The following is a 23,441-nucleotide window of genomic DNA, read 5'->3' as shown; positions in this document are numbered from 1 at the left end:
AGTTAGTACTTCAATCTTAGAAGAATATATTTTTTAGTTAAAAACTAGATGATATATTCATAAAATTAATTATACGAGGAGAAAAAATGGATTATTTTAAAAAAGCTTATGAGTGGGCAACAACTTTTGATTTTCAACCAATACAAATAGAATACGCTTCAAAACTAGCTCTTAAAATGTTAGATGACAGTTGTCAAATGAGTTCACATGATAGAGAAGTTTTTTTTAATGTTTATGATGCTATTTGTGATAGAAGTGATATATCTTTGGATGATGATGTAAATAGACTGATTATCTTAGCAAGAGATAGAAATACAATTTATTCAAAACCAGAATTTGCAAATATTGTTCATGCTTGTAAAGAAGAGATTATTCCAACAATGATACGTGATGATATGAAAGCATATAAAGCAATGGTTAGAAAAAATCTTGGTATGAACTAAGTTCATATCAAAGCTAACTTTTTATTTATATTTGTAAAATTTCACAATTTTAAATAAAAGGTAAAAAATGTATCTTCAAAAAAAGCTTCAAATATTATTGGTTTTATTTTCTCTTCTATTTTTTGTAGGTTGTATAAAAAAATTTGATGGTGATGGATTGACTTTAAAAGTTCAAGAGAGTGAACTAAACAACTTTTCACAAGAATTTCCAATAAGACAAGATTTTGTAGTTGCAAATATGGAACTTCAAAAACCTCATCTATTTATAAAAGATGGAACAAATAGAATTAGTGCAAATATAAATCTAAATATCTCTGCAATTTTTATACCAAATTCAAATGGAACTCTAACTTTTAGTGGAGAGCCTTATTTTGATAAAGGAAAATCAGCAATCTACCTAAAAGATATAGAACTAGATGAGTTAAAAATGACAAATCTAAATATCGATAAAACTATTTTAGATACTGTTGTAGCAAATACAAAACCTATCGTTGATAATATTTTCAACACAATTCCCGTTTATAAAATAGATAAATCATCTTTCAAAGGCTCTTTTGTAAAAGATGTAAAAATCGAAGATTCAGAACTTTTGGTAACTTTTGGTCTTTAAAAATTGGATAGCTTAGAGTTGATTTTATATCAAATCTAACTCTTCGCTTATATCTTTGATTAGTTTTGATAGTGGACGTTTGTGTAAATCTTCAGATATGTAAATACCAAATAAATCTTGTTTTATCTCTTCTTGCGTTTTTTTAGTCAAGTCTGATAACTCTTTTATTCTACTATCTGGATATTCTCTTCTTTTTTGAATCATCTCTAAAACTTTATATTTGTGATAATCATATCTATCGTTTAAATTTAAACTTTCTATATATTTATCATATTTGTTTGAATAATTTTCAATCAATTTTATATAAAAATCTTGTTCTTTTTCTATTTGAAGATTAACATTTGAAATAAATGATTTAAACTTTACTCTTTTATCAAAATCAAAATCTTTATTTGTTGGAGAGAAATTATCAAATGGTATTTTTGAATCTTTGACCTTACTATTACATACATAACAACTAGGTACTAGATTGTATAAACTCAATGCTAAAAATGGATAATCTGCTTTTTCTAAAACATGGTCTAAAGTAAAAGCATTTTTTGTTTCATTGTTTTTTCTAAAAGTATTTATAAAATCAATATTACAGTAATAACAAGTATGAACTTCTATATTTTCTTGAAAAAAGTTTGATATTTTTGGTTGTAATTTTGAAAGTAATGGAATAAAATCTTTTGAATTTGCTTTATCATAATTAAAAAAAGTTTTAATCATTTCAAAATCTGTATCTGATAAATTAATAGATTCTTTTATCTCCAATAACTTATCAAAATCACCAATTAAAATATCTGCTAGAGAATAGTTATTTAAAATGGCTTTTATATTAGTATTATAATATTCTTCAAAATTACAATTATTTTGCTTTTGCATTTTTGAATTTGCAATTTTTTCATAATAATCTTTTTTCTCAAATTCTTTGTATTTAACTAAAATCATTATTTTCTTAACCTTTTTAATCTTTCAATTTCATCTTCAAGTTTTTTTATCTCTTTATCAATCAAATATTCATCGTATAAAATCTTTTCTATTTCTACTAAATGATTTTTAATCACTTGCTTTAAATAATCATCTCCGATAATTGATTGGATTTGCCTAAACTTAGTTTTATACTCTTTTTCGTAAATTACTTTTTCTTCATCTCTTTGCTTTTTATTTTCGTTTTTAGTTAATTTTTTTTTCAAAAGTTCTTCATGATAATTTATAATTGATTTTATTTTATCTTTGGCAAACTCTCCCATAAGACCATCTTTCATAAAAAAGCCATGAGAAAGTAAAGTGTGAATATTTGCTCCAAAAGTTTGTTTTCCATCTTCAAAAGGATAAACTTGTTTTCCTTTTTCTAAAAATATTATATTTTCTTTTGGTAGGTCTGATAATAAAAAAGGAGAATGTGAAGTTATTATAATATGAAACTTTTTTTTAGGAAAGTTAAAAAGTAGTTTTATTAATTCTTTTATATAATTTTTTTGCCATTGAGGATGAAGTGTTAAATCAGGCTCATCAAGAACAAGAAAGATTTCGCTTTTATCACTTTTACTTATACTATTAAAAAGCATTAAAAATTCTGCAAAAAGTTTTCTTTCTCCTTGGCTTAAATCAAAATATTCTCTACCTGTTTTATCTTTCAAATTCACTTCTAAATAACCAAGCTCTGTTAGTTTAAAAAAAGCCTCCCGATTTTCATTATATATTTGCTTATAAAAATCTTCAATTGAGAATTTATGAATTTTTTTATTTTCTAATACTTGCAATAGCTTATAAATATTATCTATTTCTTCTTGATTACTAAATCTACTATAATTTAAAATATCTTGTTCTTTTTCTAAAATACTTATGTCATCATCGAAATGTTTTAATTTAGATAGTTCTGGATTATTTTTAATTTTTGAATATAAAAAAGTCAGAAATTTAATTTTTGAGTATTTTTTACTTTGTACAGATTTTATTTTATCATTGATATATTTGGATTGACTATCCTGAAAAGGAATAGTTTTTATAAAATCAGATAATCTTATTTCAATTGGATTGTAAAAAAATAATTCAGATAAAAAAGAATCATTATATTTGATAATTAAATTGTAAAAATTTTCTTTGTATTTAATTATATTAAAATTTACATTTCCTGAGAAGTTATTTTCAATTCTTTTATATAAATTTTTATCATAAATATTCTGTTGACTAAAATCCCAAAAATCTGTTATAGGATTAATTTTTATTAAATCAAAATCCATATAAATAATATCATAGTCTTTTTCTCTGTTTATATTAGTAAACTTATGAATTTCACTAGTAAAATCATTCGTATAGAATTGATTATCTCTTCTAATAATTATTTTGCTATTAGTAATTCCTAATAATAAACTGCTTTTCCCACTTCCATTTTCTCCGACAATAGCAGTTACATTTATATTATCACCAAAAAAGTTTTTAGGATAAAATTCACCCGTTTCATCTTTATCGATAATTTTTAATTCTTTAGTATCTTCATCATACTCACACCTAAATCTAGGTGAAAAATTAAATCCTTGTTCTACTATATTCTTATAATTCTTTACCCACAAATAAACCAATTCCATAAAAAACTCTTTTGTTATTATTTTTATTACTAATCTTAGTTAAAATATTATTTATTTTCTCTTTTTCTTATATTCATCTTTTTTATACAATAGATTATTTTATATACAAATAACATTTTATTCATTTTCATTTTTTTGTTATACTCAAAATAAAAAAGGCTATTTATGGGTATGTTTGATGTAGAGTTTCAAGAAGAGATAAATCTAAAAGAAGGAAACAAATCTTTATTTGAGTTCGTAAAAAAGCAGTTTCTAAAAGATAAAGATTATGATACAAAGATAGAAAAAGAGAGTTTATCTATAGCAAAATGCAATATAAATACATATCTAAAATACAACCTAAAAATCACAACTTCAACAAACAAAAAAGATAAATCTTCACAAGTTTTGGTAAATGCAGAACTTCACGATACACTTATTTTAGCCATTTTAGTAATACTTGCTATTCCTTTTACCTATGGAATTGGAATTATTTTTATTATCATATTTACTTATTACCAAAAAGTTCAAGCAACAAAATATCTAAAAAATATGCTTACAAACTACAAATCTACGATTTAATACCCCTTTACATTTCTTTGGATATAATCCTTCAATATTTTTATAGATTTTAAATTTGAAGGATTTTTTATGCCATTATTAGATAGTTTTAGAGTTGACCATACGATTATGCCGGCACCTGCTGTTAGAGTTGCAAAAACGATGAAAACTCCAAAAGGTGATAATATTACAGTTTTTGATTTAAGATTTTGTGTACCAAATCAATCAATGATGAGTGAAAAAGGTATTCACACATTAGAGCATCTTTTTGCTGGATTTATTAGAAATCATCTAAACTCTCCAACAGTTGAAATCATCGACGTTTCTCCTATGGGTTGTAGAACTGGTTTTTATATGAGTTTAATTGGAACTCCAAGTGAAAAAGAAGTTGCCGTTGCTTGGAAAAAAGCAATGGAAGATGTTTTAAAAGTTGAAAAACAAAGTGATATTCCAGAATTAAATATTTTCCAATGTGGAACATGTGCAATGCACTCACTTGATGAAGCAAAAGATATAGCAAGAGATATTTTAAAAGCAGATATTGGTGTTATGTCAAATGAAAAATTATATTTATCAGATGATAAATTAAAATCTTTAGGAAACTAAAAAGTGCAAGAAAAACTAAATCTTTTTAAAGAGTTATTTAGTGATTATACAAATATTGCTATTTTACATATAGATAACTCTTTAGGTTTGGTTGATTCTACATTAGAAGAAATCAAAGAAAAAAATCAAGGTCAGATAAAATATATTCCTTTTTTAGATGATTCAAGTGCCAAATTAAAAGCAACAGCAAGAGAGTTTGAATACGTAATCTTAGGTGATATTCTTTCATATTGTAAAAATCAAGAAGAGATTTTAAAACTTATGTATAAAGCTTTGGAAAACTCAGGAAATATAATCATCTTAGAAAAAATATCAAATGATAATAGATATGAAATTTTAGATTTATTAGAAAGTATAGGTTTTCAAGCACCAAATTGTATTGACCTTTTTGATGATGTTTATATTTTTACTGCTAAAAAGATGCACCATTGGGACAATGGCTTATAAATTGGAAAATTAAATTTGCAAGATAATATAAACTCAATAGTTTCTACAAAAGATGGCTCAAATACACTTTTCTCTCAATTTTATAAGCAACACTATCATAATCCTGATGATGGTGCTATAAATGAAGCTTTAACAAAACACATAATCCCTACTTTTACATTTCATCAAGATAAAAAAGAGCTAACTATTTTAGATATTTGTTTTGGAATTGGATATAACACTTTTTCTACTATTTATTATGTTTTACAAAATAATCTTGATGTTAAACTAAATTTTTATTCACCTGAGCTTGATGGGAATTTGATTAAATCTTTAAAAGATTTTCCATTTCCAAAAGAGTTTGAAAATATTAAACATATCATAGATTCTATTTCACAAACTTCTAAATATGAAGATGAAAAAATCAAAATAGAAGTTTTTATAGGAAATGCAAGAGAGTATATAAAAAATTTAGAAAAAAACTCTTTTGACATTGTTTACCAAGATGCCTTTTCTAGTGATGTAAACTTTGAACTTTGGACAAAAGAGTATTTTGATGATATTTCCAATCTTTGTAAAGATAATTTTATTATGAGTTCTTATGCGATTGCAACACCTATAAGACTTTCTATGTATGAAGCAAATTTTTTCATATATGAACATCGTCCAGTTAAAAGAAAAATAACATTAGCCACAAAACAAGAGCAAAATTTGATTGGAAAATTTATTGATATGGAACTCAAAAAACAAAGAAATACAGAAGCTTTTGCTTTGTATGATAAATAAACCAATTTTTTTACTAAAAAAAAAGCAAATTTGTATATAATTTCACTAAAGATTTGTCTCTGTCTTAAATCAAATTTCCAAATAGGTGTTTAAATGAAGTTTTTTTTCTCTATTCTTTTTCTAGTTTTAGTTCCAACAATGGCATTTTCATATAATGATACAAAAGTTTTTCAGAAGATTCAAAAAGATTTAGATTCTATTATTGTTAAGGATTTAAATACAAAAAAAACTATCTTTTCAAAAGATGCAAATCAATTGGTAAGTCCAGCTAGTCTTACAAAAATAATGACTGCGATGCTTGCAATTGAAAGTAAAAAGATGAATAATATAGTTACAATCACTGCTGAAATGAAAAAAGTAGAACCAACTATTTTAAATTTTAAAGTTGGTGAAAAATTTTATCTAAAAGATTTAGTTCACGCAGCACTTATAAAATCAGCAAATGACGCTGCAACTGCAATTGCAATTTATTTAGGAAATGGAAATAAACAAAAATTTGTAAATATGATGAATGCAAAAGCAAAAAAACTTGGAATGAAAAATACAAACTTTGTAAATCCATGTGGATTTGATGCAAAAGCTCATAAAACAACTGCAAATGATTTATTAAAATTAACAGAATATGCAATCAGAAATAAAACATTTAACTCTATTGTAAAATTAAACTCTTATGCGTTCAAAGCAACAAATACAAAAAGACTTTATAAAGTTCATACAAGTAATAAAATGTTAGATAGAGATAAATATGTAATTGGTGTAAAAACTGGATATACAAATCAAGCTGGACCTTGTTTGATTGCAAGAGCGAAAAAAGATAAAAAAGATATTTTACTTGTTATGTTAAATGCTCAAAATAGATGGGAAAATACAAAACTAGCTTTAAATACAATTTTAGAAAAAAAATAAACTAGCTACTAAAGAGTAGTTAGTTTATCTAATATATATTTTTCTAAATCTCTTTTTGAAACTTCATCTTTTATAGAATTATCAAAAATTTCATCAATTTTCATAGAATACTCTTCATAAGAAAAAAATGGGAAGTGTAATTTCCAAGACTTTTGTATCAGTTCTTTTGTCATTATATCTCTCATTTTATCTCTAAAAAAATTAAAACCCATAAATATTGCAGCAGTTATTACCATAGCTCCTAAAATAGAAATATGTGGATCAATTTTTGCCAAAGCTTTATGAGTTAAAAAAGAAATAGGTACTAAAATAGCTAAAACTATTCCTATATATACTACATATGCTCTCATTAGAATCAATCTAAATCCTAATTTTATTGGGTCTACATGCATTCCTTCATTGTACTGTCTATTGGCAACTAATAAATCTTTTAATAAAATTGGTTGCTTAGAAACCACATAGATATACTCTAAGATTTTATTTTTTATTGTTTTTTCTTTAGACATTTATTTTCCTAATTTTAATAATTCGTTATTTTATCTTAGTTTGTTATAATATTGTGTTAAAAATTGTAAAAAAGGTTTTCCAATAAAAAAACTAATTTATATCTTTATATTACTTTTTATCTCTTTTTCATTTTTGAAAGCTTCAACATTGAAAAAAACTTCTGTTCAATTAATGTGGCTTGACCAATTCCAATTTGCAGGTTTTTATGTAGCAAAAGAGAAAGGTTTTTATAAAGATGTTGGTCTTGATGTTGAACTGAAAAAGTATAACTCTTCTATAAGTGTATTAGATGAAGTTATAAATAAAAAAGCTGATTTTGGTACAAATTCTAGTTCTTTGATTGTTGACAAATCTAATGGAAAAAATATTGTATTATTAGGTTCAATTTTCCAATCATCTCCTTTAATTTTATTAGCTTTAAAAGACTCCAAATTAAAATATTTAAATGATATAAAAAATAAAACCTTAATGATTACAAATGAACAAGAAAGATTTGCTACTTTTTCATCTATGCTTACAAGTAAAGGTGTAAATTTATCGGATTTAAACTTGATAAATCACTCTTTTAATGTTGATGATTTGATAAATAAAAAAACTGATTTAATGCTTGCATATACAACAAATGAACCTTTTATTCTTAGAGAAAAAGGTTATGAAAGTACTATTTTTAACCCAAAAGATTATGGTTTTGATTTTTATGAAGAGCTTATATTTACAACTAATGAGTTTGCACAAAATAATCCAGAAATAGTAAAAGATTTTTATAAAGCAACTATCAAAGGTTGGGAATATGCTTTTGAAAATATAGAGGAAACAGTAAATCTTATTTTAAATAAATATAATAGTCAAAATAAAAGTTTAGCTAGTTTACTTTTCGAAGCAAATGAAATGAAAAAATTAGTTTATGACAAAAATGGAAAAATAGGAACAATAACAACTGAAAAAATAAATCTTATTATAAATACATATAGAGTTATGGGATTATTAAATAATAAAATAGATGTTGATGATTTAATTTATGCAAAACACCTAGAGAATAACATTTTTCTAACAAATGAAGAAAAAAGATATTTAAAAAAGAAAGCTAAAATTACGATGTGTGTTGATCCCAATTGGATGCCTTTTGAGAAAATTGAGAATAATAAACATATTGGAATTGCTGCTGATTATATAAAAATTATTGAAAATAAAATTCAAACTCCAATTGTTTTAGTTCCTACAAAAACTTGGAATGAATCTATGAAAAAAGGAAAAGAAAAGAAGTGTGATATTTTTTCACTTGTTATGTCAACTCCTGAACGAGAAAAATATCTAAATTTTACTATTCCTTATTTGACAACTCCTTTGGTAATTGCTGCAAATATCAATGCTCCATTTATTGATAATTTAGAACAAATAAAAGACCAGAAACTTGCAATTGTTAGTAATTATGCTTATGCTGAAATATTGAAAATAAAACATCCAAATATTCATTTTATTGATGTTCCAAATATCAATGAAGGATTAAAACTTGTAGAAAAAGGTGAAATATTTGGATTCATTGGAAGTTTAGCAACAGTTGGATACCAAATACAAAATAATTATATAGGTCAATTAAAAATCACTGGAAAATTTGATGATACTTGGAATTTGGGAATTGGCTCAAGAAATGATGAACCTATTTTAAATTCTATTTTAAATAAAGCAATTGAAGATATTTCATCTGCTCAAAAACAAGAAATTTTAAATAAATGGATTTCAATCAATTATCAAAAAGATATAAATTATAAACTTTTAATCTCTATAATTATTTTTATTTTAGCTTTAGTGGTGATTTATAGACAATATTTATTGAAAAAATTAAATAAAAAATTATCAAAAAAAATAAGTTTAGAAATCAAAAAAAATGAAGAAAAAAATAGAATTTTAATCCAACAATCAAGAATGGCTTCAATGGGAGAAATGCTTGAAAATATTGCCCATCAGTGGAGACAACCACTTTCTACAATAAGTGTTTGTGCATCAGGAATTGAACTAAAAAAAAGATTTAATTCTTTAGATGATGAAGAATTTTTTCAATCAATAAATCATATAAAACAAGCCACTACTTACCTTTCAAATACTATTGATGATTTTAGAAATTTTTTTAGTAATGAAAAAATTATTTCAGAAATAAGTATAACCCAAGTTATAAATAAAGCTCTTGATTTAATGTCTCCAACTCTAAATACACACAAAGTTGTAGTAATAAAAAATACTCAAGAAACAAAATTTTTATCATTAGAAAATGAACTTATTCAAGTACTTATGAATATTTTAGTAAATGCAAAAGATGCATTAAAAGAAAAAATTGATATAAAAGAAAAAAGATATATTTTTATCTATATTTATACAGAAGAAAATAATCTAATCATCAAAATCAAAGATAATGCAAAAGGTATTGATGAAAAAATTATTGATAAAGTATTCGAACCATATTTTACTACAAAACATAAATTTAATGGTACAGGAATTGGACTTTATATGAGTAAATTATTAATTGATAAACATTTAAAAGGCAAAATTGAAGTATCAAATAATACATTTTTTTACAATGATAAAGAGTATTTAGGAGCAGAATTTACTATAACTTTACCACTAGAAATTAATAATGATTAAAATCTGGATTTTTATCTATTTTTCTTTTTTCATTTGGTCACTTATAAATCCAAAAGATTTATTTACTTGGTTTTTAGAAGTATTTCCCGCAATCATTGGTTTTATTGTTCTTTTTATTACATATAAAAAATTTCAATTTACAAATTTAATCTATTTTCTGATTTTAATGCATTGTATTATTTTGATGATTGGTGGTCACTATACTTATGCAGAAGTTCCTTTTTTTGATTATGTGAAAGAATTTTTAAATCAAGATAGAAATAACTATGATAAAATCGGACATCTAGCACAAGGATTTGTTCCTGCAATGATTGCAAGAGAACTAATTATTAGAAAAAATATCATAAATACAAATGTTTGGAGAAATTTTTTTATAATCTGCTTTTGTTTAGCACTTTCAGCTTTATATGAAATTGTTGAATGGTTAGTTGCAATTACTACAAATGATGCTGCAAATGATTTTTTAGGAACACAAGGTTATATTTGGGATACTCAAAGTGATATGACTTGGGCTTTAGTTGGTTCAATTATAGCTTTATTATCACTTAGTAAATATCACGATAAAGTATTACAAAAAACATTAAAGTAGCCATTTAGCTACTTCAACTTATTTAATAGAATTTTCTAAAATAACTGCAACTTTATCTAAAGTTAAATTTCCTTTTTCACCTATTGCATTCATCCCATGTTTTCTTAGTGCTCCTGTTATATTTTCAATAACTTTATTATCAATATCATAATCTTTTAGTTTTGTAGAAACTCCTATACTATGATACATATATTCTATTGCTTCAACTACCATTTCATAATTATGTGGCATATCAAAAACTTCTTTTCCCATTTGAGTTAATTTTTCTTTTTTATCTTCAATCATTACTCTTAAAAGATGTGGTTGAACAACTGCTAAACTTCTTGCATGATCAAGTCCATAAAATGCTGTAATTTCATGTCCAATCATATGTGTTGCCCAATCTTGTGGAACTCCTGAACCTATAAATCCATTTAAAGCCTGATTAGCTAATAGCATTAGGTTCTCTTGCCATAATATAGTTCTTCTATTTTGCCAATTTAAAGATAAAGTATATAAACCTCTTAAAATAGTCTGAGCATAGCCATCGTGTAAAAGTGAACTATTTGGATAAGTTAAATATTGTTCACAAGTATGAACAAAAGCATCAACTAAACCATTTGCAAGTTGTCTATCATCTAAACTACTCATTATACTTGGGTCTAAAATTGCAAATTTAGGATAAGTTAAAGATGATGCAAAATATCTTTTTTCATTTGTTGATTTTTTTGAAATAACAGCTGTTCCATTTGATTCACTTCCTGTAGCAGGAATTGTTAAGATGGCACCTAAAGGTAAAGCATTTTTTACATCTTTACCCTCTAAAAAGTCCCATCCATCTCCATCATAAAGTGCACTAGATACTAAATATTTACTTCCATCAATAACTGAACCACCACCAACAGCTAAAACAAAATCTATATTTTTTTCTTTGATTAAAGCAACTGCTTTATTTAAAGTTTCAACAGAGGGATTTGGTTCTACTCCACCAAATTCAAACCAAGTATAACCTTCTAAAGCTTTTGAAACTTGCTCAAAAACTCCATTTTTTTTGATACTTCCTCCACCATAAACAACTAATACTTTTAAATCTTTATCAATATATTTTGTTATTGATTTTATTTTTCCCTCACCAAACTCTATAACTGTTGGATTAAAATATGTATATGTCATGCGAAATCCTTTTTAGAAAATTTAAATTTTTTGTTATTTAATCATCATACTAAACAGTTACTTAATATTAAAAAGATATAAATCCAAAAATTAAAAATAAAAGGAATTATTATGATAAGTTGTGAGAATAAATTAGCTTGTTCTTTAAACGAAGATATTGGTAAATTAATCTTAAGATTAAGTATTGCTGGTCTTATGTTATTTCATGGATTTACAAAACTATTTAATGGAATTGATGGAATAAAGTTTTTAGTTACAAATGCTGGTTTACCTGAATTTATTGCATATGGAGTTTATTTTGGAGAGATAGTTTTTCCTATTTTTATAATTTTTGGTTTATTTACGAGAATTTCATCTCTGTTTTTTGCTTTAACTATGGTTTTTGCAATATTTTTAGCTCATAGCGCAGATATTTTCACTTTAGGAAAAACTGGTGGTCCAGTTATTGAACTTCCTTTGATTTATCTTTTAGCTTCTATTTCTATTATGTTTATTGGTGCTGGTAAATATAGTCTTGATGCGAAATGTACGAAATGTAATAAACTTCCTTAATTAGGAAGTTTATTCTCTCTTTTTAAAGTATATAAAGAGTTTATTATAAGTGTAATTACAATTATAGAACCACCTATAAAAGTATAAGAACTTGGAACTTCATCTAAAAATATCCAAACCCAAATTGGTGCCATTATTGTTTCTATTAACATCAAAAGTGATACTTCGCTAGCATTTATATATTTTGCTCCATTTCCTAATAATACCCTTGAAATTGGACTTATTAACAATCCCATAATCATTACTATCATCAATGTTTTAAAATCAATTGCTAATTCATCACAGAAAAAATATGCAATGATACTTAAAATAGCTCCACTAAATGCAGTTAAAACAACCCTATTCATATCTTTATATTTTGATAATAAAACAAAAGATACAGAAAATAATAAGGTACACAATAAAGCAAATATATTACCTTTTACACTTCCTATTTCTAACTTATCATTGAATATTATAAATAATCCAATAAACATAAAAAAAGAGGCATAAAAGATATTTTTATTTACTTTTTCTTTATAGATTACATATCCAATTAAAGCAGAAAAAAGTGCTGATGTACTAAATATAATCACCACATTTGCAACTGTTGTTGTTTTTACTGCTGTTATAAAAAATATATTTGAAACAGCCATAAAAGTTGAACAAATAATTAAAAAAGGAAATGAAGTTTTCAAAGCCTTTTTTAAATAATCAAAATCTTTAAATAAAAATGTTGAAGCCATTGACGCGAACATAAATATTCCAATATAAAATGAAAAAAGAAAAGATGATATGTTCGTAAATTTTATAAATAATGATTCTAAACTCATTATAAATACACCTAAAGATGTAAGGAGTAATCCTTTTGCACTATTTGACAATTTTAATTCCTAATTGATTGATATAATAAAAATAATCTAAGAGAAAAACTCCTAGATATTATAGTAGTTAGCTTCTGGGTTTGTTACAACTATTGCACAAGTTGTTTGTTCTGGATGCATTTGGAATGTTTCAGATAATTCTATTCCAAACTCTTCTGGATTTAGTAAATCAAAAATATCTCTATTCATAGCTAAATCTGGACAAGCTGCATATCCTGGAGAATATCTACAACCTACATATTGTTTCATTTGAACGTCATTTAAAGTATGTCCCTCTTTTGGCACAATATCCAAATCAAGTCTTATTTGCTTGTGTAAAACCTCAGCTAAAGCTTCAGCAAGTTCAACTCCAAGACCATGAACTTGATAATATTTACTAAATTCACCTTTATCGTATAAACTTCTTTCATAATCAGAGATTTTAAGTCCAGCACTAGCAAGTGTAAAGGCAACAACATCAAGTCTATCATTTGCAAAGAAATCTGCAATACATCTAAATGGTTTTCTTTTTTGTCTTGGAAACTCTAAAACTTTTATTGCTTCATCTAGTGGCGGTACATTTTTAGACTCTTCTAAAGAGTTAAACAGATATTTTCTATCAAAAATATAAAGTTTATTATCGTGTGAAATACAAGGATAATAAGCATAAATAGCAATTGGATCAAAAATATCTTTATCAACTAATTCAGCTTTTAAAGCTTCATAAGTTGGCTCAACAACTTCTCTTTCATATTTTAAGAAAGTTTCAGAATCTTGTTTACCTCTTTTATATCCCCATCTTTGTCTAAATAAAACCCTGTGATTTATCCATTTAAAAATCAACTCTTTATCTAGTTCTTTTCCAGTTTTTGTTATTCTCTCCCAAATTGGAGGAAATACAAATTTTCCACGTTGGGGCATTGGAATCTCTTCATAAGGTGGAATTTCTACAACTTCTTCTTCAACTCTATTGCTTGTATCATGAATTTGGATTAAATCAGCAGCAAGTGCAGTATTATTTTCATCACCTTTTTCAATTCTTTGCATAGAAACAACACCATCAAAAGCATCTCTACAATAAAAAATTGGTCCATCATAATAAGGTCTACAATACTCATCAATAAAGTTTTTAGTAAGTGCTGCCCCACCAAGTAAAACAGGAACTTTAATTCCCATTTTTTGTAACTCTTCAAGATTCTCTTTCATAACTGCTGTTGATTTAACAAGTAATCCACTCATTCCAATAGCATGAGCATTATGCTCTTGAAGCTTTTCAACAAAAGTATCTAAACCAGCTTTTATACCAATATTTACAACTTTAAATCCATTATTTGAAAGAATAATATCAACTAAGTTTTTACCAACATCATGAACATCACCTTTTACAGTTCCAAGAATTAATGTTGTTTCACTAGCTTTTTCTTGTTTTGGTAAATAAGGATTAAGTGCATCTACAGTTGCTTTCATAGTTTCAGCACTTTGAAGTACAAATGGTAACTGCATTTGCCCACTACCAAATAACTCTCCAATAATTTTCATACCATCTATCAACCACTCGTTTACAATGATTTCTGGTTGAACTGTATGTCTTAACTCTTCAACAAGTGGTAATAATCTATCTTTATCTCCATCAAGTAATAGTTTTTTAACTTTCTCAATTGGTTCTAGTTTTTGATACTCTTCATCACTTTGTTCTTCTTGTGCTCCAACGTTTGAAAAATGTTCGATAAATTTAAACAGTGGGTCACCATTCTCTTGATTATTAAAAATTAAATCATCACAAGCTTTTCTATCTTCATCACTAATTTTATTTAGAGGTAAAATATGTTTTACATTTACAATGGCACTTGTTAATCCAGCTTTTACACAATGGTCAAGATAGATAGAATTTAGATAAATTCTAGCATTTGCTGCTAAACCAAAAGAGATATTTGATAATCCTAAAGTAGTTCCAACTTCTGGATGTCTGATTTGGAACTCTCTAATTGCTTCAAGAGTATCAATACCTGCATTTCTATATTCATCATCACCTGAACCAATTGTAAATGTAAGCATATCAAATACTAAATCAGCAGAGTCAAATCCATGTCTATTTACACATAAATCATAGATTCTTTCTGCAACTTCAAGCTTTCTTTCTACTGATTTCGCCATTCCAATTTCATCAATTACTAGACAAACAAGTGCTGCTCCAAATTTTTTAGCTAATTTACAAACAGCATCAAACTTTTCTTCTCCATCTTCAAGATTTACTGAGTTGATGATACATCTTCCACCAATTTGTTTTAAAGCAGCTTCAAGTGCCAATATTTGAGTTGAATCAGGCATTAGTGGTAGTGAAATTTTTTGTGAATAAAGTGATACAACCTCATCCATATCAAATCTCTCATCACGTCCAGCAAACCCAACAGAAACGTCAATTACATGAGCACCAGCTCTTACTTGCTGTTGACCAACACTTAATGTTCCTTCATAATCATTCTCTTTTAAGAGTTCTCTAAATGCTTTACTTCCAGTTGCATTACTTCTCTCACCAATTAAAAGTGGTGCTGGTTCTTGTTTTAAAGGAACTGTATTAAATAAACTTGCTAATGAAGCTTTTAAAAATCCACAAGGTTTAAGTGGTACCATTCCATCAACTGCAATTGCCAAAGCTTCAATATGTTCAGGAGTGGTACCACAACAACCACCTAAAAATGAAACTCCATTTATTTTTAAAAACTCTTTTTGATGTGCTGTAAACTCTTCCGGTTGCATTGGATAATAAGTTTTTCCACCTCTATTTTGAGGAAGTCCTGCATTTGAGTGAACTGATATTGGAAACTTACAAACTTGGCTTAATGTTTTAATATGTTTATGAACTTGAACAGGTCCAGTTCCACAGTTAAATCCTAAAGATAAAATATTAAATGGTGCCATAATAGCAGCAATTGTCATTGCATCTGTTCCAATAAGCATAGTTCCACTTAACTCAATCGTAACAGAAACCATTATTGGAATTTGTGGTGCCACATCATTTAGTGCATGAAGTGCTGCTTTTATTTGAAGTGGATCTTGGCATGTTTCAAGTAAAAAGATATCAGTTCCACCATCAACTAAACCTTTAGCCATGATTTTATAACCTTCATACATCTCATCATATTTTATATGACCAAGTGATGGAAGTTTTGTTCCAGGTCCAATTGATGCTACAGCAAATCTAGGTTTTTCAGGTGTGCTATATTTTTCACAAGATTTTTTTACTAAACTTGCACCTAATTTTGATAATTCATAAGACATATGTCCGATATTATATTCATCTAAAACCCAAGGCATAGAACCAAAAGTATTTGTACAAATTAAATCAGCACCAGCTTTTGCATAATTATCATGAATAGTTTCCAAAATATGTGGAGCAGTTAAATTTAAAAGTTCATTACATCCTTCTAAATCTAAATCCTCAAAAAGCCATTCTTCCTTTTTTATATCTGCAATTTGAAGCTGTGTTCCCATAGCTCCATCAATAATTAGTACCTTTTTACTAATTAAATTTTCTATTAATTCTTTCATTAATTCTCTTTTGTTAATTATAATTATATTTGATAATATTTATTAGATAGTATATATAAAGAGTGGTTAAAAGTTGTTAAATCAAATTTTTTGAATAACAACTCTTATAACGCAAGCCTCGCCTTGATGACCTTTTCCTTCATCTAAAACAATAAGTTCTTCAACAACCTCTTTTTTACAAGAATCAAAATGATTTAAAAAATCTTCAACGGTATACAATAAATCTAAATCTTTAGGTCCACCACTATTATATGTAAGCTGTTTTGTAGAAAAAAACTCTCCTACAAAGTAACCATTTTTATTTAAAGAATCTTCAATTTTTTTAAATAAGATCTCTCTTTCATTTTTGTACATATGTAAATACGAAGCCATAATCACATCATATTTTTCAGTTACTTCCCAGTGGTTTAAATCTAAACATACTGTTTTTATATTTAATTTTTCTTCTTCTGCTCTTTTAGCTAACTTAGATAAACCTATATCAGAAGCATCTATCGCTGTAATTTCAAATCCTTTTTTTGCAAAAAAGATTGCATTTCTTCCTTCACCTTCACCTAAACATAACATTTTTTTATGTTCTTTAAAAGTTTCTAAATGTGAAGCTAAAAATTCATTTGGATGTAGTCCATAAAAAAATTCTTCAGTTGAAAATTTACTATTCCAAAACTCTTTTTGACTCATTTTTATTACCTTTATTTTTTAAATAAGAGTTTTTTACTATTTTTTATATTAAATTAAAATTATAGTAAATGCCCCATTTTATTTTTTTTAGTAGATAAATAACCTTCATTATATTTGTTTGATTTAGTAATTGCAGGAATTCTTTCTATTATTTCTACACCTAAACTATCGACATACTGCATTTTTTCAGGATTATTTGTAATTAACTTTAATTTTTTTATATCTAAATCTCTAAAGATATGTCCTACAATAGAGTAATCTCTTTCATCTTCTTTGAAGCCTAATTCTAAATTTGCTTCTATTGTATTTCTTCCTTGGTCTTGAAGTGCATAAGCATTTACTTTATTAACCAAACCTATATTTCTTCCTTCTTGTCTGTGATAAATCACTAATCCACCATTTTGAGCTATAAATTTTAATGATAAATCAAGTTGATTTTGGCAATCACACTTTAAACTTCCTAAAGTATCTCCGGTTAAACATTCTGAGTGAATCCTTACATAAGGTGATTCAAGTGTCTCAAAATCTTGACTCATAATTGCTAAATGTTCTTGAGTTCCTTGTTTATAAGCTTTTATTTTGAATTTTCCATATCTTGTAGGTAAATTTGCTATATTTGATTGTATTGTATTCATATTTTATTCTCTTTTTTTAGTTTTAATTATAACAGAGAATTCTTATTTGCAACTTAGTTGCATTTATTTACTGCAGTTAGTTTTCACTTCATCAATTAATGTAATATACCAATTATTATCTATCTTTGTTAAATAAAATATTTTATTATAAGTTACTATAAGTTCATAACTTGTTTTTTCTATTAATTCAACTCTTTTTAACTCATCTTCTTTATATTTATTTATGTTTATTTTATTTTCTTCATTCATTATTTTTGATAAATAAGGTTTAATATATGGTGTTAAAAAAGTGCCTTCTTTACTCCAACCATAAAATGCATCATTATCAGGACTACAATTGAAAGTAACCACCTCTTGTTTTATTTCAAAAGAATCAACTTCATTACTAATTTCATCTATTTGTAAAGAATGTGTAAAAGTTATTTTATTAGTATTATCATCTTTATAGACTTTATACACACCAAATTTGGGATTTATTAATTTACTGTTAATTACTTCTAAATTATTTTGTTTTAATAATACAAGGATAAAACTTATCTCATTTAAAAGTTCAACTGAGACTTTTTCTCTTTCAATTTTTTTTTCTATATTTAAACTTAATTGATTTGTTGAACAAGCAGTAAAAAGAATTAACAAAAGAAATATAGTTAAAATATTTTTAATCATAATTTTTATACCTTATTTATTTTATTTTTTTAATAGTACATTTAATACTCTTAAATTTCTGAGTAAAAAGTCATTTAAGAGTTAATTTTAATTATCTTAGATAAAATATAATCAAAAAATTTAACCATTAGGATTTTAGGAAATGACTGAAGCAAAATATATATGGATGGATGGAGATTTTGTAAATTGGCATGAAGCAAATGTACATGTTTTAAGTCATACACTTCATTATGGTAATGGTGCTATTGAAGGTACAAAAGCATATAAAACTGTGGATGGAAGATGTGCTATTTTTAAACTTAATGAACATACACAAAGATTACTAAATTCTTCAAAAATGACACTTATGCATGTACCTTTTTCTTTAGAAGAATTAAATAAAGCACAAATTCAATTATTACAAAAGAATGAATTATTTGAAGGTGCTTATATTCGACCTTTAGTATATTTAGGTTACGGTGTAATGGGACTTTATCATAAAGAAGCTCCCGTAAAAGTAAGTGTTGCAGCTTGGGAATGGGGAGCTTATTTAGGAGAAGAAGGTTTAAAAAAAGGTGTAAGAGTTAAAATTTCATCTTTTACAAGAACTCCAAATACTTCAGGAATGGGTAAAGCAAAAGCAGTTGCAAATTATTTAAATTCTCAAATGGCAAAATATGAAGCAGTTGAAGCTGGATATGATGAAGCATTATTAAGAGATGACCAAGGTTATATTGCAGAGGCTTCTGGTGCTTGCTTTTTTATCGTTAGAGATGGAAAACTAATTACTCCTCCAAATGATAATTCACTTGAATCAATCACTCAAGCAACAGTTATTGAATTAGCTGCTGATATGGGAATTGAAGTTGTAAGAAGAAGAATCAGTAGAGAAGAAGTTTATATTGCAGATGAAGCTTTCTTTACAGGAACTGCTGCTGAAATTACACCAATTAGAGATGTAGATGCAAGAATTATAGGTTGTGGTTCAAGAGGACCAATTACTGAAAAAATTCAATCTGCTTACTTTGATGTGGTAGCTGGGAAAAATGAAAAATATTTAAAGTATTTAACATACGTTAACTAAACTTAATTAATATAACCCATTAAATACTTAATATAAGGAAAAATATGCCAATAGACAACGACTATTTTAAAAACAGACAACAAAATAATTCTGGAGGTTCAAATGGAGGGGGAAATTATCAACCACCATTTGAAACACCAGAATTTTTCAAGAATTTTGGAAAAAAAGCTGGAATGCTCTATTTAGTAATTATTATTATTGGAGCTTTATTTTTATTTAAACCATTTATGACTATCGAATCAGGTAATGTAGGAATCAAACAAACATTAGGTAAATATGATGATCAACCATTAAATCCAGGTTTTCACTTTATTCTTCCTGGATACCAAAAAGTTACAGTTGTTGATACAAAAGTTAGACTTATGAATTTTGCTACTATTGAAACTAGTACTGGTTTTGACCAAAGTATTAGAAGTAATCCTGCAATTAATATTTTAGATGCAAGAGGTTTACCTGTTTCTATTGAACTTACTGTTCAATATAGATTGACTGCACCTGGAGCTCCTGCAACTATTGCAACTTGGGGATCAGCATGGGAAGATAAAATTGTAAATCCAGTGGTAAGAAATATTGTGAGAAATGTTGTTGGTGGATTTAATGCAGAAGAGTTACCAACAAAAAGAAATGAAATTGCTACTATGATTGAAAATGGTATTAGATCACAAATTGAATCACTTGAAGGGAAACCAGTTTCAATTGAATCAGTTCAATTAAGAGAGATTGTACTTCCAGCAAAAATAAAAGAACAAATCGAAAGAGTTCAAATTGCAAATCAAGAATCTGAAAGAGTTAGATACGAAGTTTTAAGAGCAAAACAAGAAGCTGAAAAAAGAGCAGCTCTTGCAAATGGAGAAGCTGAAGCAAAAAGAATTGAAGCGCAAGGTAGAGCTGATGCTGTAACTATTGAAGCAAAAGCTCAAGCAGCAGCAAACAAAGAAATTGCATTATCTTTAACACAAAATTTATTACAAATGCAACAAATAGAAGTTCAAGGAAAATTTAATGAAGCACTTAGAGAAAACAAAGATGCTAAAATTTTCTTAACACCAGGTGGATCAACTCCAAATATTTGGATTGACTCAAAAGATAAAATAAGAGATACATCAGTAAATCAATAATTAAAGAAGCAGTTATTACTGCTTCTTTAACATCATGGGAAAAAAATATTTAAAACTTATTTTTACTCTCCATTTTCTCTTAATTCCTTCGATTTATGAGAAGGAAATCAAATCTATTTTAAAGATTAAACCCGAAGTAAAATATGATGAAAATTTAAAATATAAAGAGATAAATAAATACAAAGAGAAAAAAATAATGATATTAAATCTAACTATGATTTTGGAATTAATATTTATATAAATAAAGAATTGATGTTGGCACGAAATTTTAAAGGAAATTAAAATGGAACAATTGGATAAAATAGATTGGGAAAAAATGGGCAATCTAATTCCTGTAATTACTCAAGATGCTAATACAAACGAAGTTTTAATGTTAGCTTATATGAATAAAGAAGCTCTTGAATTAACAATAAAAACTAATTATGCACACTACTTTAGTAGAAGCCGTCAACGAATCTGGAAAAAAGGTGAAAGTTCAAATCATCTTCAAGAAATTGTTGAAATTTTAGTTGACTGCGATAATGATACTTTATTACTAAAAGTAAATCAAGAAGGTGTTGCCTGTCATACAGGAAGAAAATCATGTTTTTATACAAATTTAAAAACAAATGAAATAATTAGTGATGTTGAAGTTAATACTACTGCTGCATATGGTGTAATTGATACTTTGTATCATACAATTTGTGAAAGAAAAAATGAAAATTCTACAAAATCATATACTGCAAAACTTTTACAAGGTAAACAAAATTCTATGCTTAAAAAAGTTGTTGAAGAAGCAGGAGAATTTACTTTTGCAATAAAAGACAATAATGAAGAAGAAATCATTTACGAAGCAGCCGATATTGCTTACCATGTATTAGTAGCACTTGCAAGTAAAAATATTAGTCCCGATAGAGTAAAACAAGAGCTAGCAAGAAGATTTGGTATGTCTGGAATTGAAGAGAAAAATTCAAGAAAAGAATCATAATTTTTTTGCATAATTAAATGCAACTAAGTTGCGTTTAATTATGCCTTGTTATAATGTAAATTTTAAAAAATATTAAAGGAGTTATTATGACAAATTGTTGTCAATACTGCTCTAAAAAAATACCTATCTCGAAGGTTTTTTGTTCAGCTGAATGTAAAGAGAGCTTTTTCCAAAAAATAGTAATTTCAATACCTAAACCATTTGTAAAAAAACTATATTTTTTCTGTTCTAAAGAACAAAGAGATTTTGAAATAAAACTATTTGCCAAAAGACATAATTGGCATGAAAAGCTTGTAACAGAAAAAGTTGAAGAGCTATTCGAAGAATATTATAAATGTGGATAAAAAAAGAGTTATAACTCTTTTTTTATTTAATTAATGACAACCACATCCTGTCCCACAACTACCACTTGATTTTTGAGCTTTTTCATGTTCTTCTTTTATTTTTTGTCCTTCAGGAGAACAAGCACTTACACCAGCAGGCATTATTGGCTGGATTGCTGCATTAGAAACTTCATCTTGTGAATTTAAAAATGAAATTAATTTATCAGCTGCAATCATATATCTTTTTGCTGAGATTGATTCTGGATTAAAATAAACTATTGGCTTACCACTATCTCCACCTTCCCTAATAGCAGGCTCAATTGGAAGATTTCCCAGTACTTGAGTATTATATTGTTTTGCTAACTCTTCACAAGTTCCCATTCCAAAAATATCAGACTCAGTTTTACATGAAGGACAAATAAATCCACTCATATTTTCAACAATTCCAGCAACTGGTATATGAAGTTTTTTGAACATATCTAAACTTCTTCTTGAATCATCAAGAGCTACATGTTGTGGTGTTGTTACATTGATTCCTGCACTAACAGGAACACTTTGAGCTAAAGTTAATTGAGCATCACCAGTTCCTGGAGGCATATCAATAAATAAAATATCTAATTCTTCCCATAAAATATCTCTTAAAAGTTGTTGGATAGCTTTCATAATCATAGCACCTCTCCAAATAAGAGCTTGTCCTTCTTCCATTAATATTCCCATTGACATTACGTCAACTCCATATGCATTTAATGGTTTCGCTTTATCTCCAACTATTTCTACTTCTTTTCCATTTAATCCCATCATTCTAGGAATATTTGGTCCATAAATGTCAGCATCTAAAATACCAACTCTTTTACCTTGCATTGCTGTTGCAATTGCAAGATTTACTGTTGTAGTTGATTTCCCAACTCCACCTTTTCCAGAACTAACCATAACAACTTTTTTAATTTGAGGAGCAATATTTTTACCACTTACACTATTGCTTTGTTGAACTTGTTCTTTTGGTTTATTAAAATTAAGCGTTACATTTATTCCACTTAATGACTTAAGTGCTGTAATTTCTTTTCTTAGTTGAGCTTCAACTTCTGGTGCTGTTGAAGTAATATCTAAATTGATAAAACAATTATTACCATCTAACTGTACTTCTTTCACAAATCCAAACTCTACAATTGATTTTGCAAAGCCTGGATATTTAATATTTTCTAATTCTTTTTTAATAATTTCTACATTAGTCATATAATATTCCTTATAATATTTAAAAGTCTGACATTAT

At 26.6% G+C, this 23,441-nt stretch carries 24 protein-coding genes; 14 read left to right on the top strand and 10 right to left on the bottom strand.

What is annotated here, in order from left to right; genetic code table 11:
* The first annotated feature begins 86 nt into the window (after window positions 1-86).
* The gene (locus tag ADFLV_RS01135; RefSeq protein ID WP_129011758.1) at window positions 87-443 is read left to right on the top strand and encodes a hypothetical protein; all 357 of its coding nucleotides are present in this window, start codon (window positions 87-89) and stop codon (window positions 441-443) included.
* A gap of 67 nt (window positions 444-510) precedes the next feature.
* Window positions 511-1,053: a DUF1439 domain-containing protein gene (locus ADFLV_RS01130; protein ID WP_129011757.1), complete on the top strand. Its 543-nt coding sequence runs from the start codon at window positions 511-513 to the stop codon at window positions 1,051-1,053.
* A 24-nt stretch (window positions 1,054-1,077) separates the two neighbouring features.
* Here the strand turns inward: ADFLV_RS01130 and ADFLV_RS01125 are convergent, their stop codons facing one another.
* Both ADFLV_RS01125 and ADFLV_RS01120 read right to left on the bottom strand, forming a co-directional pair.
* Window positions 1,078-1,986: an HNH endonuclease gene (locus ADFLV_RS01125; protein WP_129011756.1), complete on the bottom strand. Its 909-nt coding sequence runs from the start codon at window positions 1,984-1,986 to the stop codon at window positions 1,078-1,080.
* Window positions 1,986-3,626 carry an AAA family ATPase gene (locus ADFLV_RS01120; protein WP_129011755.1) on the bottom strand — a complete coding sequence of 547 codons (1,641 nt, stop codon included), beginning with the start codon at window positions 3,624-3,626 and terminating at the stop codon, window positions 1,986-1,988. Before ADFLV_RS01120 ends, ADFLV_RS01125 begins: the two co-directional genes overlap by 1 nt.
* 165 nt (window positions 3,627-3,791) lie before the next feature.
* On the opposite strand from ADFLV_RS01120, the gene ADFLV_RS01115 reads away from it, so the two are divergent.
* The 5 genes from ADFLV_RS01115 to ADFLV_RS01095 all read left to right on the top strand — a co-directional run bounded on the left by ADFLV_RS01115 (window position 3,792) and on the right by ADFLV_RS01095 (window position 6,890).
* A complete protein-coding gene (locus ADFLV_RS01115; protein WP_129011754.1) occupies window positions 3,792-4,187 on the top strand; it encodes a hypothetical protein in 396 nt (131 codons plus the stop codon).
* A 69-nt stretch (window positions 4,188-4,256) separates the two neighbouring features.
* The gene (luxS, locus tag ADFLV_RS01110) at window positions 4,257-4,772 is read left to right on the top strand and encodes an S-ribosylhomocysteine lyase (RefSeq protein WP_129011753.1); all 516 of its coding nucleotides are present in this window, start codon (window positions 4,257-4,259) and stop codon (window positions 4,770-4,772) included.
* A 3-nt stretch (window positions 4,773-4,775) separates the two neighbouring features.
* Window positions 4,776-5,219, top strand: a complete 444-nt coding sequence (locus tag ADFLV_RS01105; RefSeq protein WP_014472943.1) for a hypothetical protein — start codon at window positions 4,776-4,778, stop codon at window positions 5,217-5,219.
* Between the two features lie 15 nt (window positions 5,220-5,234).
* Complete coding sequence (locus ADFLV_RS01100) at window positions 5,235-5,984, top strand: tRNA (5-methylaminomethyl-2-thiouridine)(34)-methyltransferase MnmD (RefSeq protein WP_129011752.1); 750 nt, start codon at window positions 5,235-5,237, stop codon at window positions 5,982-5,984.
* 93 nt (window positions 5,985-6,077) lie between these two features.
* Window positions 6,078-6,890 carry a D-alanyl-D-alanine carboxypeptidase family protein gene (locus ADFLV_RS01095; RefSeq protein ID WP_014472941.1) on the top strand — a complete coding sequence of 271 codons (813 nt, stop codon included), beginning with the start codon at window positions 6,078-6,080 and terminating at the stop codon, window positions 6,888-6,890.
* An 8-nt stretch (window positions 6,891-6,898) separates the two neighbouring features.
* Here the strand turns inward: ADFLV_RS01095 and ADFLV_RS01090 are convergent, their stop codons facing one another.
* The gene (locus tag ADFLV_RS01090) at window positions 6,899-7,396 is read right to left on the bottom strand and encodes a hypothetical protein (RefSeq protein ID WP_014472940.1); all 498 of its coding nucleotides are present in this window, start codon (window positions 7,394-7,396) and stop codon (window positions 6,899-6,901) included.
* A 148-nt stretch (window positions 7,397-7,544) separates the two neighbouring features.
* On the opposite strand from ADFLV_RS01090, the gene ADFLV_RS01085 reads away from it, so the two are divergent.
* Both ADFLV_RS01085 and ADFLV_RS01080 read left to right on the top strand, forming a co-directional pair.
* Window positions 7,545-10,034 (top strand): ABC transporter substrate-binding protein, encoded by a 2,490-nt coding sequence (locus ADFLV_RS01085; protein ID WP_129011751.1) that lies wholly within the window; start codon window positions 7,545-7,547, stop codon window positions 10,032-10,034.
* A complete protein-coding gene (locus ADFLV_RS01080; RefSeq protein WP_129011750.1) occupies window positions 10,027-10,623 on the top strand; it encodes a DUF2238 domain-containing protein in 597 nt (198 codons plus the stop codon). Before ADFLV_RS01085 ends, ADFLV_RS01080 begins: the two co-directional genes overlap by 8 nt.
* A gap of 18 nt (window positions 10,624-10,641) precedes the next feature.
* Here the strand turns inward: ADFLV_RS01080 and ADFLV_RS01075 are convergent, their stop codons facing one another.
* On the bottom strand, window positions 10,642-11,775 hold the full coding sequence (locus ADFLV_RS01075) for an iron-containing alcohol dehydrogenase (protein ID WP_129011749.1): 1,134 nt from the start codon (window positions 11,773-11,775) through the stop codon (window positions 10,642-10,644).
* Window positions 11,776-11,886: 111 nt separating this feature from the next.
* Between ADFLV_RS01075 and ADFLV_RS01070 the strand changes: the two genes are divergently transcribed.
* The gene (locus tag ADFLV_RS01070; protein WP_129011748.1) at window positions 11,887-12,327 is read left to right on the top strand and encodes a DoxX family protein; all 441 of its coding nucleotides are present in this window, start codon (window positions 11,887-11,889) and stop codon (window positions 12,325-12,327) included.
* On the opposite strand, the gene ADFLV_RS01065 is transcribed toward ADFLV_RS01070, so the two are convergent.
* From ADFLV_RS01065 to ADFLV_RS01045, 5 genes are all read right to left on the bottom strand, one after another.
* On the bottom strand, window positions 12,324-13,190 hold the full coding sequence (locus tag ADFLV_RS01065) for a DMT family transporter (protein WP_129011747.1): 867 nt from the start codon (window positions 13,188-13,190) through the stop codon (window positions 12,324-12,326). The two genes, ADFLV_RS01070 and ADFLV_RS01065, sit on opposite strands and share 4 nt — an antisense overlap.
* Window positions 13,191-13,241: 51 nt before the next feature.
* Entirely contained in the window at window positions 13,242-16,718 is a 3,477-nt protein-coding gene (metH, locus tag ADFLV_RS01060) for a methionine synthase (RefSeq protein WP_129011746.1), read from the bottom strand.
* 81 nt (window positions 16,719-16,799) lie between these two features.
* Window positions 16,800-17,399, bottom strand: a complete 600-nt coding sequence (locus ADFLV_RS01055) for a methyltransferase domain-containing protein (RefSeq protein WP_129011745.1) — start codon at window positions 17,397-17,399, stop codon at window positions 16,800-16,802.
* Between the two features lie 59 nt (window positions 17,400-17,458).
* Window positions 17,459-18,034, bottom strand: a complete 576-nt coding sequence (gene ribA, locus ADFLV_RS01050) for a GTP cyclohydrolase II (RefSeq protein ID WP_014472932.1) — start codon at window positions 18,032-18,034, stop codon at window positions 17,459-17,461.
* Between the two features lie 63 nt (window positions 18,035-18,097).
* Window positions 18,098-18,700 (bottom strand): hypothetical protein, encoded by a 603-nt coding sequence (locus ADFLV_RS01045; protein WP_129011744.1) that lies wholly within the window; start codon window positions 18,698-18,700, stop codon window positions 18,098-18,100.
* Window positions 18,701-18,842: 142 nt separating this feature from the next.
* On the opposite strand from ADFLV_RS01045, the gene ADFLV_RS01040 reads away from it, so the two are divergent.
* From ADFLV_RS01040 to ADFLV_RS01025, 4 genes are all read left to right on the top strand, one after another.
* Entirely contained in the window at window positions 18,843-19,763 is a 921-nt protein-coding gene (locus tag ADFLV_RS01040) for a branched-chain amino acid transaminase (RefSeq protein ID WP_129011743.1), read from the top strand.
* Between the two features lie 44 nt (window positions 19,764-19,807).
* A complete protein-coding gene (locus tag ADFLV_RS01035; RefSeq protein WP_014472929.1) occupies window positions 19,808-20,881 on the top strand; it encodes an SPFH domain-containing protein in 1,074 nt (357 codons plus the stop codon).
* Window positions 20,882-21,164: 283 nt separating this feature from the next.
* Window positions 21,165-21,848 carry a bifunctional phosphoribosyl-AMP cyclohydrolase/phosphoribosyl-ATP diphosphatase HisIE gene (gene hisIE / locus ADFLV_RS01030; RefSeq protein ID WP_129011742.1) on the top strand — a complete coding sequence of 228 codons (684 nt, stop codon included), beginning with the start codon at window positions 21,165-21,167 and terminating at the stop codon, window positions 21,846-21,848.
* Window positions 21,849-21,934: 86 nt separating this feature from the next.
* Window positions 21,935-22,192, top strand: coding sequence for a hypothetical protein (locus ADFLV_RS01025; protein ID WP_041654612.1), 258 nt, complete (start codon window positions 21,935-21,937; stop codon window positions 22,190-22,192).
* A gap of 30 nt (window positions 22,193-22,222) precedes the next feature.
* Here ADFLV_RS01025 and ADFLV_RS01020 read toward each other — a convergent pair whose 3' ends face one another.
* Entirely contained in the window at window positions 22,223-23,404 is a 1,182-nt protein-coding gene (locus tag ADFLV_RS01020) for an Mrp/NBP35 family ATP-binding protein (protein ID WP_014472925.1), read from the bottom strand.
* Window positions 23,405-23,441 lie beyond the last annotated feature (37 nt).

Origin of the sequence: Arcobacter defluvii (assembly GCF_013201725.1) — a bacterium.
In the GTDB taxonomy this organism is placed as follows: Bacteria; Campylobacterota; Campylobacteria; order Campylobacterales; family Arcobacteraceae; genus Aliarcobacter; species Aliarcobacter defluvii.
The sequence above is the reverse complement of the archived record's forward strand: the minus strand, read 5'-3'. Positions and strand labels throughout refer to the sequence as shown.